This window comes from Methylobacterium sp. Gmos1 (assembly GCF_053764715.1).
In genome coordinates, this window is sequence record NZ_JBSNCC010000007.1 from 20,286 (window position 1) to 37,625 (window position 17,340).

11 protein-coding genes are annotated in these 17,340 nt (G+C 74.0%); 5 read left to right on the forward strand and 6 right to left on the reverse strand.

The annotated features are described in order from the left end of the window. Window positions 1-113: 113 nt before the first annotated feature. The 3 genes from ACS5PV_RS15530 to ACS5PV_RS15540 all read right to left on the reverse strand — a co-directional run bounded on the left by ACS5PV_RS15530 (window position 114) and on the right by ACS5PV_RS15540 (window position 6,340). The gene (locus ACS5PV_RS15530) at window positions 114-2,039 is read right to left on the reverse strand and encodes a sigma-54-dependent Fis family transcriptional regulator (protein ID WP_455396238.1); all 1,926 of its coding nucleotides are present in this window, start codon (window positions 2,037-2,039) and stop codon (window positions 114-116) included. Window positions 2,040-2,201: 162 nt separating this feature from the next. Beyond that, window positions 2,202-2,621, reverse strand: coding sequence for an acyl-CoA thioesterase (locus ACS5PV_RS15535; protein ID WP_455396239.1), 420 nt, complete (start codon window positions 2,619-2,621; stop codon window positions 2,202-2,204). Between the two features lie 203 nt (window positions 2,622-2,824). Beyond that, on the reverse strand, window positions 2,825-6,340 hold the full coding sequence (locus ACS5PV_RS15540) for a hypothetical protein (RefSeq protein WP_455396240.1): 3,516 nt from the start codon (window positions 6,338-6,340) through the stop codon (window positions 2,825-2,827). Between the two features lie 232 nt (window positions 6,341-6,572). On the opposite strand from ACS5PV_RS15540, the gene ACS5PV_RS15545 reads away from it, so the two are divergent. Continuing rightward, entirely contained in the window at window positions 6,573-8,321 is a 1,749-nt protein-coding gene (locus ACS5PV_RS15545; protein WP_455396479.1) for a carbamoyltransferase family protein, read from the forward strand. Window positions 8,322-8,379: 58 nt separating this feature from the next. On the opposite strand, the gene ACS5PV_RS15550 is transcribed toward ACS5PV_RS15545, so the two are convergent. After that, on the reverse strand, window positions 8,380-8,736 hold the full coding sequence (locus tag ACS5PV_RS15550; protein ID WP_099951491.1) for a hypothetical protein: 357 nt from the start codon (window positions 8,734-8,736) through the stop codon (window positions 8,380-8,382). A gap of 486 nt (window positions 8,737-9,222) precedes the next feature. Then, window positions 9,223-12,312 carry a bifunctional proline dehydrogenase/L-glutamate gamma-semialdehyde dehydrogenase PutA gene (putA, locus tag ACS5PV_RS15555; protein WP_455396241.1) on the reverse strand — a complete coding sequence of 1,030 codons (3,090 nt, stop codon included), beginning with the start codon at window positions 12,310-12,312 and terminating at the stop codon, window positions 9,223-9,225. A gap of 121 nt (window positions 12,313-12,433) precedes the next feature. On the opposite strand from putA, the gene ACS5PV_RS15560 reads away from it, so the two are divergent. Beyond that, window positions 12,434-12,898 (forward strand): Lrp/AsnC ligand binding domain-containing protein, encoded by a 465-nt coding sequence (locus tag ACS5PV_RS15560; RefSeq protein ID WP_455396242.1) that lies wholly within the window; start codon window positions 12,434-12,436, stop codon window positions 12,896-12,898. 149 nt (window positions 12,899-13,047) lie between these two features. Next, window positions 13,048-13,362, forward strand: a complete 315-nt coding sequence (locus ACS5PV_RS15565; RefSeq protein WP_455396243.1) for a hypothetical protein — start codon at window positions 13,048-13,050, stop codon at window positions 13,360-13,362. Window positions 13,363-13,510: 148 nt separating this feature from the next. Here the strand turns inward: ACS5PV_RS15565 and cysK are convergent, their stop codons facing one another. Then, window positions 13,511-14,491, reverse strand: a complete 981-nt coding sequence (gene cysK, locus ACS5PV_RS15570) for a cysteine synthase A (RefSeq protein ID WP_455396244.1) — start codon at window positions 14,489-14,491, stop codon at window positions 13,511-13,513. A gap of 324 nt (window positions 14,492-14,815) precedes the next feature. On the opposite strand from cysK, the gene ACS5PV_RS15575 reads away from it, so the two are divergent. Together ACS5PV_RS15575 and ACS5PV_RS15580 are read left to right on the forward strand one after the other, a co-directional pair. Continuing rightward, entirely contained in the window at window positions 14,816-16,195 is a 1,380-nt protein-coding gene (locus ACS5PV_RS15575) for an NAD(P)/FAD-dependent oxidoreductase (RefSeq protein WP_455396245.1), read from the forward strand. Between the two features lie 389 nt (window positions 16,196-16,584). Then, a complete protein-coding gene (locus ACS5PV_RS15580; RefSeq protein WP_455396246.1) occupies window positions 16,585-17,190 on the forward strand; it encodes a glutathione S-transferase family protein in 606 nt (201 codons plus the stop codon). The last annotated feature ends 150 nt before the right edge of the window (window positions 17,191-17,340 follow it).

Genomic DNA, 17,340 nt, shown 5'->3' on the forward strand with positions numbered 1-17,340 from the left:
TCATGCGATTATCCCTCGCTGGCCTCCGACGGGATGACGGGTCGGCGCCCCACCTGTGGCGCCTCACCCGTGGCACGCGACCCGCCTCCGCCACAGACAGGTGGCGCAGTCCCTCAACCGCCGTGGTTCGGCGAGACGAGCCCGAGCTTGCGCATGCGCCGGTGCACCGTGGAGCGGTCGAGCCCGAGGTCGCGCGCGACCGCCGAGACGTTCCAGGCGCGCCGGCGCAGGGCCGCCTCGAGCGCATCGTCGCCCGCCGTCGCCGTCGCCGTCGCCGTCGCCGTCGCGGGCGGGGCGGCCGCGCGAGGACCGGGCAGCACTGTCGGCGGCAGGTCGGACAGGCCGATCTCCGGTCCTTCGGCCAGCGCGCAGGCATAGTCGAGCACGCTGACGAGTTCCCGGACGTTGCCCGGCCAGGCGTGGCGGGCGAGGACTGCGGCGGCCTCGGCCGAGAGGCGGGGCGCGCCGGGCCGTCCCGCCAGCAGCCGCGCGACGAGCGCCGGCAGGTCGGCGCGCTCGCGCAGGGGCGGCAGGACGAAGCGGGCGCCGGCGAGGCGATAGAGCAGGTCCTCGCGAAACCGGCCCTCCCGCACCAGCGCCGCGAGGTCGCGATGCGTCGCGGCGATCACCCGGAGGTCGACCGCCTGCGGGGTCGCGGCGCCGACCGGCGTCACCTCGCGCTCGGCGAGCACGCGCAGCAGGCGGGTCTGGGCGGAGAGCGGCATGTCGCCGACCTCGTCGAGGAACAGGGTGCCGCCATCGGCCTGCTGGACGAGACCCGTCCGGCCCTTGGGCGCCGCCCCGGTGAACGCCCCCGCCACGTGGCCAAACAGCTCGGACTCGATCAGGCTCTCGGGCAAAGCCGCGCAATTGACCGCGACGAAGGGCTTGCCGGCACGGGGCGAGCCGCGGTGCACGGCCTTGGCGAAGAACTCCTTGCCGGTGCCGGTCTCGCCGCCGACGAGGAGGCTCACGCCGGCCGCGAACAGGCGCGAGGCCTGCCGGGCCATCGGGCCGAGCGTCGCGTCACCCGCGAGCACGGGCGTCCGGGCCGGCCGCGGATCGCGGGCGGGCGTCCGGGCCGGGGCTTCGGCCGGCTCCAGCGCCAGGGCGTAGAAGCGCTCGCCCCCGCGCAGGCGCAGCACCCGCCGCTCGACCGGTACCGCCCGGGTGAAACGCGGCAGGTCGTCGACCGAGGCCTCGAACAGGGAATCGAGCCGCAGGCCCAGGCCGGCGTGGCGGAGGTCCGACGGCCCGCGCGGGCGGTGCAGCGCCCGGTCGATCAGCGCCCGCGCCCGGCTGTTGAAGCCGAGGATGCGCCCGCCCGCATCGACCGCGAGCGCCAGCTCGGGCTCGATGTCGGCGAATTCCGGCGAGCGCGACAGGTGGAGGATCCACTCGCGCCGGAAGCCGTTGTGCAGGCTCGCGGTCTCGATGCGGTGGGCGAACGAGGTGACGAGCTGGAGCGCGAGGTGCTGGCTCGCCTTCGGCACCGGCGCCTGCAGCGCCGAGATGTCGAGCACCGCCGCCAGCGTCCCGTCGGCGGCGTAGACCGGGGCGGCCGTGCAGGTGAGCCCGATATGGTCGCCGGCGAAATGGTCGTCGAGATGGACCGACAAGGCCTCGCCGGTGGCGATGCAGGTGCCGACCGCGCAGGTGCCGGCGAGGTGTTCGTTCCAGTCCGAGCCGCGATAGAGTCCGGCGCGGCGCAGGTCGCCGTCGCGGCCCGCATCGCCGATGAAGTCGACGGCGACGCCGCGGGCGTCGGCGAGGATCAGCACGTAGCCGAGGCCCGAGACCTGCCGGTACAGCGCCTCGACGCCGAAGCGCGCGACGCGGATCAGGTCGTCGAGGGCGTCGCGGTGCTCGCGCAGGCGCTCGTGCGTGTGGATGTAGGCGCGCCGGGGCGCGGCGGGGTCGAGGCGGTACTCGGCCATGCAGCGCCGCCACGACTGGTCGATCAGCGGATCGCGGGCGCCGCCGCCGTCGCTCGCGGCCCGCACGAGCTCGTCGATGTGGGCCATCACGGCCGAGCGCATCCGTGTCCTCCCCGATCTTTTATCCCATTCTGCGCCCGATCGGCGGGCGGGAAAAGACCGGGAATGGCTGGCCCTGGGGCTCAGTGTCTCTCACGAAACTCCCGGTCACTGGCGTCGCTCGATGTGGCGGCACCAGCGCAGCGGGAGTTTTGTGAGGTGCGCTCAGGCCGGAGCGGCCTCCGGCGGCACCGGCCGCGGACGGCGGTTCTCGTCGATCGCCACGAAGGTGAACAGCGCCTGGGTGACCTTGATCGTCTCCTCGCTCTCGCGGGCGCGGCGCCAGGCCTCGATCTGGATGCGGATCGAGGAGCGGCCGACCGAGACGATGTGGGCGTAGAGGCTGACCTCGTCCCCGACCACCACCGGCTGCAGGAAGGTCATGCCCTCGACCGCGATGGTCGCGCAGCGCCCCCGCGCCCGCCGGGCCGCGACGTTGCCGGCGGCGAGGTCCATCTGCGCCATCAGCCAGCCGCCGAAGATGTCGCCGGCCGGGTTGGTGTCGGCCGGCATCGCGATGGTGCGGATCACCGGCGGGCCCCAGCCGGCATCGGGGGCGCGAGGGGCGGGGGAGGGGTCGGTCATCGGCGGCTCGGTGGCGGGAGAGGGCACGGGTGGGTGATGCTGACTTTACGTCAGAGCGCGGCGGCAAGCGACGCAGGATCGAGGCCATCGGCCTCGGCCGGCCGGCGGCTGGAGACGCGCGGCGTCGAAGGCGAGCGCCACGGCCTTGCGGTACGCCACCGCCACCCGGCCACGAGACGCTGCCGCCGACCGGGCCGCCGCCGCTACGGACTGTCGGCCTCCGGCACCCCGCCGCCCTGCCGACGCGCCTCCTCGGCCTTCTGGCGTGCGGCCTCCGCGGCGCGCGCCGCCTCCGCCGCCCTCGCGGCCTCGGAGGCCCTGGCCGCCTCCTCCGCCCGCTGCTTCTCCTCTGCCCGTTGCTTCTCCTCGGCCCGCTGCCTGGCCTGCCGCGCCTCCTCGGCCGCGCGCGCCCGGTCCATCTCCAGGCGGCTGCGGCGGCGGGCGATCTCGTTGCGGTCGGCCTCGACGGTCTCGATCTTGTCGAGCTCGCGTTGCAGCACCACGGCGGCCAGGACGTTGCTGAGCGGCACGAGGTCGAGCTCGCGTTGCGGCCGGGCGAGCGGGCCGGCGAGGGCGAGGCCGAGGGTCGGCGCCGGCGCCGTCCAGGCCCGGGGCGTCGCGGTGGCGGCGAGCGTGCCGCGGGCGTCGAGGCGCATCGCCTTCGCGTCGACCTGGATCAGGCCGGTCCAGGTGGCGGGGCCGGGATCGAGGGTGAGGCTTCCGGTGCGCAAGGTGCCGCCGACCATCGCGGCCGGCACCGAGACCGGCCCCGCCAGCACCAGCGATCCGCGGTCGAACTCCTCCGTAACCACCCGCTCGACCCGGCCGGCGCGCAGCGGATCCTCCTCGGAGAGCAGCCGGGACAGCGCGCGCTGCACCGCCGCCGGGTCGAGGTCGCGGAGCGTCAGCCCGGCGAGTTCCAGGGTGCCGCTGCCGGCGAGGTTGCCCACGAGAGCCGCCGGGCTGTCCCCCGCCGCGCCGAGGCGAAGCCGCAGCGACACCTGGCCCCGCAGGGCGTCGCCGCCGGTGAGCGCCGGAAGCGCCGCCGCCGTCAGGCCGCCCTCCGCCGCGAGCGTCGCCTGGGCGCCCTGTCGGGCGAGCGTGGCGCTGCCCGCGAGCCGCCCGCCTGCGAGGCCGGCGGAGAACTCGCGCAGCGCCAGGCCGTCGCGCCCGAGCCCGAGCTCGAAGCGTGCCCAATCCGCCGCGAGGCCGCGGCCGAGATCGAGCCGCCGCACCGTCATGGCGACATGGCCCGTGACCGCTGCGGCGGGGGCCGGCCCGAAGCGCGCGGAAGACCACGCGTCGGGTCCGGTCGGCGAGCCGGGGTTCAGCACCAGCGCCCCGGCGAGCCAGGGCAGGGAGAGCCGTTCGAGCGAGACGCTGCCCGAGACCTCGCCGCCCTCCGGCCGGGTCAGCGTCGCGTCGAGCGCCGATCCGGCAAGGGTGCCGGTCACGACGAGGCGCGCGGCGTCGCCGGCGCGGCCCACGCCGAGGCTCAGCCGCGCCGGCACCGGGTCCGGCAGGGCGGGGCCGGCGCTGAGGAGGCCGGCGAGCGGCCGCAGGTCGGGCGTGGCGAGAGTCAGCGCGCCGTCCTGGAAGGGGCCTGACGCCGGCAGCACCAGCGGCCGGGCGGTGGCGATGGCGGCCCCGGCGATCTCGGCGTCGAGGGTCAGGCCGAGCGGCCCGTTCGCCTCCGGCCGGCGCCCGGCGAGGTGCAGGCTCGCCGGCATCGCCAGGGCCGGGTCGGTGGGCCGGCCGAGCCAGCGCCCGGAGGCTACGCCGTCGAGGCGGGCGTCGAGGTCGTCGAGCCGCCCGGCCCGGGCGGCGAGCGACAGGCCGAGCCGGCCGCCGGCGGCGCTGCCGCTGGCTTGCCCACGCAGGCGGCCCGCATCGGACCCGGACTCGCGCTCCAGCGTCACGTCGAGGGCGACGGGGGCATCGCGCAGGAAGCCCGGCAGCAGCCGCGCCTCGTCGACGAAGGTGCGCGCGACGAGGTCGATGAGGGGCGCGGCGACCGGGGCGCTCACCCGCCCGGTGATGCGCCCGGCGCCGTCGGCGCCGATCCGCCCCGCGAGGCTCGCCCGGGCCCCGGCGAGGTCGCGCACCTCCAGGCTGTCGAGGCGGAGCGCCGCGCCCTCCGATTGCAGGCTGGCGGCGATCTCGCCGGTGCGGGTGCCGGTCGGGCCGTAGCGCAGGTCGCGGGCGAGCAGGGTCAGGCCGACATCGTGGTCCTGGAGCGCCGCCACCGCCCCGCGCAGCGGCGGCAGCTCGGCGACGTCGAGCCCGTCGGCGATGATCTGCGCGTCGAAGCGCGGACGGGCCTGGTCCGGGCCGGGCGGGCTGTAGCGGGCGCTGCCGGTGATCTTCGCGGGGCCGAGGGCCACCCGGGCGTTGCGCAGCGAGAGCACCGGCAGGGCCGCCGCCACGTCGGCCTCGGCCGAGAAGGGCCGGCCGTCGAGGAGCCCGGCGAGGGGCCCGTGAAGCCCGAGCCGGTCGAGGAGGCGGGCGAGCCGGTCCGAGGCCGGGGCGTCGAGGGCGGCGTGGCCCGAGAAGCCGCCGCTCGGCGTCACGTCGCCCGACAGCGCGAGCGAGAGGCCGCCGGCGGCGGTGCCGGCGAGCCGGCGCAGGGTGACGGCGCCGGAGGGGCGCAAGGTGGCACTCAAGGCCGCGCCGCTCCATTCCTCGCGGGCGAGCGCCAGGCTGTCGGCCGCGACGTCGAGCACCAGGGTGCCGGGCAGCGAGGCGGGAGCGACGCCCCGCCCGAGCAGCGCCTGACCGGTGGCGCTCATCAGGAAGGCGTCGAGGTCGAGGCGGCGCGCCTCCAGGCTCATCGTCGCCCGGGCCGCCGCGAGGTCGAGGCTGCCGCGGCCGGTGAAGCGCAACGGCGCCTCGCCCGGCACCTCGACGCTCAAGGTGTCGAAGGTGGCGAGCCGGCCCTTGGCCTTGAACCCGCCCTGGACCGCGACCGGCAGGGCGGCGCCCGCGGCCTGGGCCGGCGGGCCCACCACCAGGCGCGCGGTGCCGCTCGCCTCCGGCACACCCCCGCCCTCCGGGCCGGCCGACACGCTCACCCGTGCGTCGAGGTCGAGCCGGGGCACCGTGTCGCCGCCCGCGCCGAGCTTCACCGGGATCGTCCCGTCCGGGGCGGGCGCCCCGGTGGTGAGGCGGAACGGCACCGCCTCGACGCTGCCCTCCGCCCGCCACGGGCCGGCGAGGCGGGGGGCGGCGAGCCGGACGTTCTCGGCGAACACCTGGTCGGTGCGCCCGGTCGCCGCCACCCGGGTGGTGACGAGGAGCTGGGAGATGCTGAGATCCTCGACCGCCAGCTCGCGCCCCTCGTCGACACTCGGCGGCGGCAGGAAGCTGCCGGCCTCGGTCATCGGCAGGGTGACCTCGCCGCGGCCGATCCGGGTCTCGGTGAAGCGGATCTCGCCGGAGAGGAGGGGCGTGAGGGCGATCTCGGCCTTGACGAAGCGGGCGTCGAGGGAGGGCCGGTCGCGCCCGGTCGCGAGCCGCAGGTGATCGATCCGCAGGCGCGGCGAGGGCAGGAGCCGCACCTCGAGGCGGCCGTCGCTGTGCGCCTCGACCCCGAGCGAGCGGCCGAGCGCCGCGTCGAAGGCGGTGCGGTAGGATTCCCACGGGATGAAGGGCGGCGCGACCAGGGCCGCGGCTAGGATCAGGATGACGAGGCCCGCCAGGGCGGTCAGGATGTCGCGCACCGTGCTGTCCGTGCCGCCCCGCGAGGAGAGCGCCGCCTCATGTTCTGTCGACGGCCCGACGGGCCGTACCCCGATGACAGCGCTAGCATATCGGCATCGGAAACGCGGGCGAAATCCGGCGCGATCACGCAGCGACAGCAGGCCCCCGATGCACCCGCGCAACGCTTGGCGCACGCCTGACAGGGGGAGCCGACACTGTTAGAGCGGCGGCGTGACCAGATCGACGGACCCGATGCGCTACTATCTCGGCCTTGCCACCACCTTCCACGACCCGGCCCTCGCCCTGGTCGGGCCGGACGGCACGGTGCTCTTCGCCGAGGCGACGGAGCGCTACCTGCAATACAAGCGCGCCCCGAACTGCGAGCCGGATTCGGCGCCCCGGATGGCCGGCCTGCTCAAGGCCCACCTGCCGCCGGGCGCCGAGCTCGTCCTCGCCACCACCTGGGGGCCGGAATTCAGCCGCTACCTCGCCGACCAGGCCGGAACTGGGGCCTTCGGGCTGGAGGCGTTGCGCGCCCATTCCCCGGCGCTGAACCGCTCGCTGGTGCCGGAGCGGGCCGAGCGCACCTTCATCGCCGAGCTGGCCCTGGCGCAGGGGCGCGCCGGCTACGGCACCCTGCTCGGCCTCGACCGGGCCCATGGTGGGCGCTCGACCATCGCGGCTCTGCGGCGCTACCCCCACCACCTGACGCACGCGGCCTATGGTCTGTGGGGCTCGCCGTTCCGGGACGCCACCTGCCTCGTCGTCGACGGCATGGGCGAGACCGGCGCCTCGGCGATCTACCGCATGGAGGCGGGGCGCCTCTCCGAGGTGAAGCGCCACCGCGGGCGCGAATCGATCGGCTTCTTCTTCGGCCTCGTCACCGACCTCGCCGGGTTCGACCAGACCAAGGGCGAGGAATGGAAGATCATGGGGCTCGCCCCCTACGGCCGGCAGGACCCGGCGCTGATGGCGCTCTTACGCCGGCTCTACCGGATCGAGGACGGCCGCCTGCGCTTCTCGGACGCCGCCACCGTGCAGGCGGTGGCCGAGGAGATCCGCGCCCGCCGCCCGGCGGACGCCGACGGGGACGGCTGGGCCGACCTCTCGGCCTGCGGCCAGGCGATCTTTTCCGAGATGATGGACGTGCTCGTCGCCGAGGCCTGGCGCCTGGCACCCCACGAGAACCTCGTCGTCACCGGCGGCTGCGCGCTCAACTCGTCCTATAACGGCCGGCTGCTCCAGCGCTGCGGGTTCCAGCATCTCCACGTCCCCTCGGCGCCTGCCGACGACGGCAACGCGCTGGGTGCGGCCTGGCTCGCCTTCCAGGAGGACAATCCAGGCTGGACCGGGCCGGGACAACTCGCCAGCCCCTATCTCGGCTCGCGGATCTCGACCGAGCCCCTGGAGCGGATGGTCGGCTGGGAGCCGCGCCTGCGCCATCTCGGCCATGACGGGGTGACCGAGGCGGCGGCCGGGATCCTGGCGGCGGGCGGGCTCGTCGGCTGGGTCCAGGGGCGGGCGGAGTTCGGGCCCCGGGCGCTCGGCAACCGCTCGATCCTGGCCGATCCGCGCCCGGCCGACGCCAAGGCGATCCTCAACGGCAAGGTGAAGTACCGCGAGGCGTTCCGGCCCTTCGCGCCCTCGATCCTGGCCGAGGCCGGGCCGGACTGGTTCGAGGATTACCAGGACAGCCCCTACATGGAGCGCACCCTGGTCTGGCGGCCGGAGATGCGGGAGAAGGTGCCGGCGGTGGTGCACGAGGACGGCACCGGCCGCCTCCAGAGCGTCACCGACGAGCGCAACCCGGCCTACGCTGCGCTGATCCGCGCCTTCGCCGCGCAGACCGGCGTGCCGATCCTGCTCAACACCAGCTTCAACGTGATGGGCAAGCCGATCCTCCACACCGCCGAGGACGCGATCCTGATGTTCTCCACCACCGGGCTCGACGCGGTAGTGATCGAGGACTGGATCCTGGTGAAGGAGGGGGTGAAGACGTGAGAAGGGCCGGCCCCGTCCCCGGGTGCCGGCCCCTGAATTCTCGGAGGGTCTGCGAGGTTTACTCGCAGACCTCGACGCGCTTGTAGGTGAAGGACTCGTCGTCGAGCCACACCTTGCGGCGCTCGAAGTGGCAGATCGGGCCGCGGCGCGGGCGCACGATCACGGTCTCGGGCTCCTCGACGTAGACCCGGCGCGGCGGCGGCGCGGCGTAGACCGGCGGCGGGGGCGGCTGCATGCCGTTCATGATGGCGCCGGCCGCGACGCCGCCGAGCACGCCGGCCGCCGCGCCGCCGATGATCGCCGCGCCGACGTTGTCGCGGGCCTGGGCCTGGGGTGCAGCGGTCACGAAGAGGGCGGCGACGAGCGCCGCGCCCGCGCCGAGACGCGGAAGGCCGTATGAGGTCAGAGCGCGCACGCTGAGGATCTCCCGAAGGTGTTGGCGCGAGAATGCGAGTGAGTGCTTAACGAAGTCCCAAGCTCGCCGCCCGACCGATCAGTCGAACGGCACGGCCCGGGGCCGACGAAAGCCTCGCGCCGTCGGGCTCGATCTGTGGTGCCGGTTTGCGGCGATTTCCGGGTACGCCCACGGTTCCGGGAAGGGTGTGTATTTCGGGTGACGGTGGCGTCCCTCGACGCGAAAAGGGCCGCCCCGAGGGTGGCCCGTCTTCGATGTCAGGGGACGAGCGGCGCGGTGGCGCAAACCGCGCGGGCCTTCATGTTGATCCAATCTCCGTCTTGCGCCGATCGACCCCGGGCGTGCCCTGGAGCGAAGTCTGGGCGGCCTGGCAGCGCGGGGCCGTCCCAGACTCCGTCTGACCGCCCGTGCAGAATCCCGAGGGAGCCTCCCACCTCACCCGCAACCTCCTCCGGGAGGCCGGGCGAGGGGTTTGCGCGGCCGCGCTCACCCCTCCATGGCGATCAGCGCCGCGTCTCCCCCCGCCGCCGCGGTGTTCACCGTCACGGTCTGCTCGGTGGCGAATCGGGTGAGGTAGTGCGGCCCGCCGGCCTTCGGGCCGGTGCCCGACAGGCCGTGGCCGCCGAAGGGCTGCACCCCGACCACCGCGCCGATCATGTTGCGGTTGACGTAGACGTTGCCGGTGGATAGCCGCGAGACCACCCGCTCGACCGTGGCGTCGATGCGGGAATGCACGCCGAGCGTCAGGCCGTAGCCGCTCGATTCGATCGCGTCGAGCACCCGGTCGAGGTCGGCGGCCTTGTAGCGGGCGACGTGCAGGATCGGCCCGAATACCTCCTCGGTCAGCGCCTCGGCGCCCGGGATCTCGTAGATCTGCGGCGCCACGAAGTGGCCCTCGCCCGGCACCTCGCCGGCGTAATGCACTTTGGCGTTGCGGCGCATCGCGGCGCCGTGGCGGTCGAGGCGGGTGCGGGCATCGGAATCGATCACCGGGCCGACATGGGTCGCGGGGTCGCGCGGGTCGCCGAGGCGGAGTTCGCCTGCCGCGCCCGCCACCATCCCGATCACCTTGTCGGCCACGTCCTCCTGCACCAGCAGCAGGCGCAGGGCCGAGCAGCGCTGGCCGGCGGAGCGGAAGGCGGACATTACTACGTCGTCGGCGACCTGCTCGGGCAAAGCCGTGGCGTCGACCAGCATCGCGTTGATGCCGCCGGTCTCGGCGATGAGCGGCACGATCGGCCCGTCCTTGGCGGCGAGCGCCCGGTTGATGTGGCGCGCCACCTCGGTCGAGCCGGTGAAGACCACCCCGGCCACGCTCTTGTGTGCCACCAGCGCCGCCCCGACCGCGCCGTCGCCCGGCACGAGGTGGAGGGCCGACGGTGCCACGCCGGCCCGGTGCAGCAGGCGCACGGCCTCCGCGGCGACGAGCGGGGTCTGCTCGGCGGGCTTCGCCACCACCGCGTTGCCGGCCATGAGCGCCGCGGCGACCTGGCCGACGAAGATGGCGAGCGGGAAATTCCACGGCGAGATCGCCACGAACACGCCGCGGCTGCGAAGGCTCAGGCGGTTGCTCTCGCCGGTCGGGCCCGGCAGGGCCTGGGGCACACCGAAGAGTTTTCGCCCCTGCGCCGCGTAGTAGCGGCAGAAATCCACCGCCTCGCGCAGTTCGGCGACCGCGTCGTCGAGGGTCTTGCCGGCCTCGGCCTGGAGCAGGTGGATCAGCCGGCCGGTCGCGGCCTCCATCGCGTCGGCGGCCCGTTCCAGCGCCGCGGCGCGCTGCTCGGCCGGGACGCGGCCCCAGGCGAGCGCGCCCTTGCGCGCGGCCTGCATCGCGGCGGAAGCGGTCTCGGGCGAGGCCTCCGTGACGGTGCCGACGACCGTGCGGGCATCGCTCGGGCTCACCACGTCGCGCGCCGTGCCGGCTTTCGCGACGCCGTCGATCACCGGTGCCGCCTCGGCCGGGCCGCGGCCGGCGGCGACCGCCGCGGTCAGGCGCTCCAAGCCGACCCGGTCGCCGAACTCGACCCCGGCGGAGTTGATCCGCTCCGGCGCGAACATCTCGGCGGGGCGCCGCAGCTTCGGGTGCCGGGCGCGGTCCGGGTTGCCGACGCTCTCGGCGGGGCGGCGCAGCAGGGTCTCGACCGGCACCGCCGGGTCGGCGGCCTGGGAGACGAAGGAGGAGTTGGCGCCGTTCTCCAGAAGCCGCCGCACCAGGTAGGCCAGGAGGTCGCGGTGGCCGCCGACCGGCGCGTAGGTGCGGCAGGCCGCGCCCGGCACGGCGGCAAGGAGACGTGCGTAGAGCGCCTCGCCCATGCCGTGCAGGCGCTGGAACTCGTAGGTGCCGGCCTGCGGCCCCGCCCGCTCGACGATCGCCGCGACGGTGAGGGCGTTGTGGGTGGCGAATTGCGGGAAGAGCCGCGGCCGGTGCGCGAGCATCCGCTCGGCCGCCGCCAGGTAGCTCAGGTCCGTCATGCTCTTGCGGGTGAAGACGGGGTAGTCCGGCAGGCCGCGCTCCTGCGCCCGCTTCACCTCGGTGTCCCAGTAGGCGCCCTTGACGAGGCGCACCATCAGCCGCCGGTCGAGGCGGGCGGCGAGGTCCGCGACGTGGTCGATCACCTGGAGGCAGCGCTTCTGGTAGGCCTGGACGGCGAGGCCGAACCCGTCCCAGCCAGCGAGCGCGGGATCGCCGAGCACGGCGGCGATGACGTCGAGGGAGAGTTCGAGCCGGTCGGCCTCCTCGGCATCGACCGTGAAGTTGAGGTCGTAGCTCTTCGCCGCCTTGGCGAGGTCGAGGAGTACCGGCACCAGTTCGGCCATCACCCGCTCGCGGCCGACCGCCTCGTAGCGCGGATGCAGCGCCGAGAGCTTGACCGAGATGCCGGGCCGGTCGGGCAGGGGCTTGTTGCCCGCCGCCCGGCCGATCGCCTCGATGGCACTCGCGTAGGAGGCCGCGTAGGCCCGGGCGTCCTCGGCGGTGCGGGCGCCCTCGCCGAGCATGTCGAAGGAGTAGCGGTAGAGCCGCCCCTGGCCGCTCGCCGAGCGCTTGAGCGCCGCCTCGATCGTCTCGCCGAGGACGAAGTGCCCGCCCATCACCCGCATCGCCTGGCGGGCGGCCTGGCGCACCGCCGGCAGGCCGAGGCGCTTGGCGAGGCCGGCGAGGATGCCCTCGGGCGTGTCGCCGGGCTGGATGATCCGGGACGAGAGGCCGAGCGCCCAGGCCGAGGAGCGCACCAGCAGGGCGTCCGAGCGGGTGGCGTGCTGCTCGAAGCCGCCGAAGCGCAGCTTGTCCTCGATCAGCCGGTCGGCGGTGGCGGCATCCGGCACCCTGAGCAGGGCCTCGGCCAGGACCATCAGCGCCAGGCCCTCCTTGGTCGAGAGCGAGTACTCCCGCAGCATCGCCTCGACGCCGCCGAGCCCCCCCGTCTCCTGCCGGATCGCGCCGACGAGGTCGCGGGCGAGCGCGTCGACCTTCGCCTCGCGCTCCGGGGCGAGGCTGGCCCGCTCGAGGAAGAGGCGGGCGAGGGCGGCATCGTCGGCGGCGTAGGGGGCGTGGAAGACGGGGAGGGGAGCGGGCATCGGGGCGGATCCGGGCGGCGTTCGACGATTCTCAGGATAATCGGCCTCAACCCGCGCTTCGATGGCGCGTATCGCCGATTCGCCGTAGGATCGGCGGCGAAACCGGGATCTGGTAGCGAGAATGACGGACGGGCTCGACCGGGTCGATCGGCAGATCCTGAAGATCCTCCAGCGCGAGGGGCGCATCCCGAACGTGGAGCTGGCCGAGCGGGTCGGGCTGTCGCCGACCGCCACGGGCGAGCGCCTGCGTCGGTTGCAGAAGGACGGGGTGATCACCGGCTTCGGCGCGCGGCTCGATCCGCAGCGTCTGGGCTTGAGCCTGCTCGTCTTCGTCGAGGTCTCCCTCGACAAGACCACGCCCGACGCCTTCGCGCGCTTCGCGGTCGCCGTGCGGCGCGCGCCGGAAGTCCTGGAATGCCACATGGTCGGCGGCGGGTTCGACTACCTGGTCAAGGCCAGGGTCGCCGACATGCCGGCCTACCGGCGCTTCCTCGGCGAGGGCCTGCTCTCCCTGCCGGGGGTCAACAACACCCGGACCTACGCGGTGATGGAGGAGGTGAAGAGCGACGGGCTGTTGCCGCTCTGAAGCCCGCGCGCCATGCGCCCAGCGCATGATTTAGCTGCGACATAACGGAGCTTTGCAGCAGCTGCGGAGTTGGCAGAAGGCGCCGTGTGTCGCAGTCTCGCATTCAACAAGCCGCCGAAGAGCGGCCCGACGCGAATGGAGGTACGCCGATGGTCAATCCGAATCGCCTCGTGAAATCCGCCTGGATCGCCGCGGAAGTGTCCCGCGAGAAGTCCGAGAAGGTCCTGGTGGTGGAGGCCTACATCGCGGTCAGCCCGCTGGAGGGCGGCTTCGATGCCGGCCGCTACGGCCGCCTGGTCGAGGACGTGCGCCGCATCCTAGCCGAGAATCCCGACATCGACAGGGCCTCGATCCTGAGCGTCCACCGCGAGTCGCGCTGCGCCGCGCTGTTTCGCCGGGGCGCCTGCGAGGAGGAGCGCCACGAGGTGCGTCACGAGGAGCGCCGGCCGGAACTGGTGGCCTGAGCCGCCCACCCGGCTCTCGCCGTCGATTGCTCACCCCCCGCGTCAATCCGGGTTCCGCTTTCGCGGCCCCGGGAAGACGCGGAGGATGCGTCATCCGTCGCGTGGACGGTTCAAGGCGAAGCCCCGGAGGGCTCTGCCTGAAGAGCGCTCACAGCCCCTCGAACAGCGCCGACGAGATGTAGCGCTCGGCGAACGAGCAGGCGACCGTCACGATCCGCTTGCCCTTGAACTCCGGCCGGGCCGCGATCTCGAGGGCCGCCGCGACGTTGCCGCCGGTCGAGATGCCGCCGGGGATGCCCTCGACCCGGGCGAGCAGGCGCGCGGTGTCGAAGGCGGTCTGGTTGGAGACCGTCACCACCTCGTCGATCACGCCGCGGTCGAGCACGCCCGGCACGAAGCCGGCGCCGATGCCCTGGATCTTGTGCGGGCCGGGCTGGCCGCCGGACAGGACCGGGGAATCCTCCGGCTCGACCGCGACGACGCGGAGCGACGGCAGGCGCGGCTTGATGACCTGGCCGACGCCCGTGATGGTGCCGCCGGTGCCGACGCCCGCCACGAAGGCGTCGAGCTGCCCTTGCGTGTCGTTCCAGATCTCCTCCGCGGTGGTCTTGCGGTGGATCTCGGGGTTGGCCGGGTTGTTGAACTGCTGGGGCATGATCGCGCCCGGGATCTCCTTCAGGAGCTCCTCGGCCTTGGCGATCGCGCCCTTCATGCCCTGCGGGCCGGGGGTCAGGGCGAGCTCGGCCCCGAGATAGGCCAGCATCTTGCGCCGCTCGAGCGACATCGTCTCGGGCATGACCAGGATCAGCCGGTAGCCGCGGGCCGCGGCCACGAAGGCGAGCGCGATGCCGGTATTGCCGGAGGTCGGCTCGACCAGGGTGCCGCCGGGCTTGAGCACGCCCGAGGCCTCCATGGCGTCGATCATGTTGACGCCGATGCGGTCCTTCACCGAGGCGATCGGGTTGAAGAACTCGAGCTTCAGAAGGATCTCGGCGTCGATCCCGCGCTCCTTGGCGAGGCGGTTGAGGCGCACCAGCGGGGTGTTGCCGATGGTCTCGGTGATCGAGTCGTAGACCCGGCCGTGGCCGATCGGGCGGCCGGATTCCGAAGTGGCGGTGGCGTCGGCCATGATGTGTCTCTCCCTCAGGGGTGCGTCGTCCGCCGCACGGGTAGCGGAAATCCGGACTGCCGTCGAGGTATGCCGATTTATACAGTTTTCGACTGTGAATTAGGCGCTCGTCCGTCGGGCGGGGCGAGCCGGAACGGCGCCAGCGCGGCCGGGTTGACCGGCGGCACCGCTGCGAGATCCTCGGTCGGTCCGCGGCTCTCGCCAGCGTCGTAACCTTGGGTCAGAATGTCGCTTCGGCAAGACCCGACACGGTACGACCCGACGCGGCAAGTTCCGCCAGGGCGACCGACGATCCGGCAGCCCCGATCCGCCCGAGAGAGCCGCATGCCCGAGACCCTGCACCGCACCCCTCTCGAGACCGCCCCCCTCGACGGCGTGCCGCCGGTCCCGCCGCCCGCGGCCGGGCCGCACCGGGTGGTGATCGTCGGCGGCGGCTTCGGCGGCCTCACCACGGCCCGGGGCCTCGGCGGCGCCGAGGGCATCGCCGTCACGCTGATCGACCGGCGCAACCACCACCTCTTCCAGCCGCTGCTCTACCAGGTCGCCACCGCGGTGATCGCGCCGGGCGAGATCGCCGAGCCGATCCGGGCGATCCTGCGCTGGGACCGCAACGTCAGCGTGCTGATGGGCGAGGTCGAGGGCGTCGACACCGACGCGCGCGCCGTGCGCCTGCGCGACGGCACCCGCGTGCCCTACGACACGCTGGTGCTGGCCACCGGCGCCACCCACAGCTATTTCGGCCACCCGGAATGGGAGCGCTACGCGCCCGGCCTCAAGACCCTCGACGACGCCCGCCGCATCCGTGCCCGGGTGCTCTTGGCCTTCGAGGCCGCCGAGCGCGAGGACGATTCCGCCGACCGCGCCCGGCTGATGACCTTCGCGGTGATCGGCGGCGGGCCGACGGGGGTCGAGATGGCCGGCGCCATCGCGGGACTCGCCCACCACGCCCTGTCGAAGGATTTCCGCCGCATCGACCCGACGCAGGCCAGGATCCTGCTGATCGAGGCGGCGCCGCGGGTGCTCGGCACCTTCAGCGAGGACCTCTCGGCCTATGCCCGCCGCTCGCTGGAACGCCTCGGCGTCACGGTGCTGACCGAGCACGCGGTCGAGGACGTGTCGGAGGAGGGCGTCACCGTGGCGGGCAAGCTGATCCCGGCCGCCACCATCGTCTGGGGGGCGGGCGTGCGCGCCTCGCCGGCGGGGGAATGGCTCGGGGTCGAGACCACGCGCACCGGCCACGTGCCGGTCGGGCCGGACCTCGCGGTCGTCGGCCGTCCCGGCATCTACGCCCTCGGCGACCTCGCCATGGCCAAGGCCGAGGACGGCAAGCCCCTGCCGGGCCTCGCCCAGGTCGCCGACCAGCAGGGCCGCTACCTCGGCCGGGCGCTGCGCGACCGCATCCTGCACGGCAAGGCGCCGCAAGCCTTCCGCTTCCGCAGCCGCGGCAACCTGGCGATCATCGGGCACAATTCCGGCGTGGTGCAGTGGGACCACGTCAAGCTCAAGGGGTTCCTGGCCTGGGCGGTGTGGGGCGTCGCCCACGTCTACCTGCTGGTCGGCTTCCAGAACCGCATCGTCGTCACCCTGCGCTGGCTGTGGGCCTACCTGAGCTTCCAGCGCGGCGCCCGCCTGATCTCGGAGCGCGACGAGGCCGTCATGGCGCTGATCCGCGGCACTCCGCCGGGGCGGATCCCGCCGCCCTGAGCCCCCGGGCGGGGGTGTGCCGGCGGATCCGCCATCCATTGGTGGGGATCGGCGCGCCCGGCGTGGTGACGGATCGCGTCGTCGGGGTCTATCCTGTCGTGGCTTGCGGTCGGAGGCGGGCGTCGAAGAGGGGCCCGGGCCATCGATCGAGCAGTGCACGGAATGCGGGCCGGGCGACCACGGGCGCGAGACCCATCCCGGGACGCTCGCCGATCCGCGCTTGGTCCGGATGGCCATCCGGGCCGGGCACCCTGCGCGGCATCATCTCACCACCGAATCACTCGATGCCGCCGTGCTTCGCTGCGCAGCCTCGAAACTCGGAAAAAACTCCCAGATCAGCGCTTGAAGCACGACATCGATCGTCGAACAAAATAATCCGGAGGACACGCATGAAACTCTTCTACGCCAAGACCTCGCCCTTCGTCCGCAAGGTGCTGGTCGTCGCCCACGAGCTCGGGCTGTTCGAGCGCCTGGAGCTGCTGCCGGCGGCGGCCCACCCGATCAACCGCGACGCGAACATCCGGGCGCAGAACCCCCTGGCGCAGGTGCCGACCCTGCTCCTCGACGACGGCACGGCGCTGGCCGACAGCCGGGTGATCTGCGAGTACCTCGACCATCTGGGCAAAGGCGGCTTCTTCCCGGCCCCGGGCCCGGCGCGCTGGGCGGCGCTCACCGCGCAATCGACCGGCGACGGCCTGCTCGATGCGGCCCTGCTCTGCGTCTACGAGACCCGGGTGCGCCAGGAGGGCGAGCGCTCGCCGGCCTGGGTCGGCGGCCAGCGGGAGAAGATCGTCGACGCCCTGGCGCGGATCGACGCGACGGCGCCCGGCCTCGGCGAGCGGGTCGACATCGCCGCCGTCACCTATGGCTGCGCCCTCGGCTACCTCGACCTGCGCCTGCCCGATCTCGGCTGGCGCGAGCGCGCGCCCGCGGCGGCGCAGTGGTACGCGCGGTTCGGCGAGCGCCCCTCGATGCAGGCGACGCGGCCGGAGTGAGGACGGATCTGGCGCGGCTCTTGCTCGATCCCGGGTAGACCGGCCTCGGGCAAGCTTGCTCGGGCCTCATGGTCGCGCCGCGTCCCGCCGGCCCTGCGCGCGGGCGCGATCCTCGCCGCGGTGGCCGGCGCCTTCGTGGCCGGGCCGGAG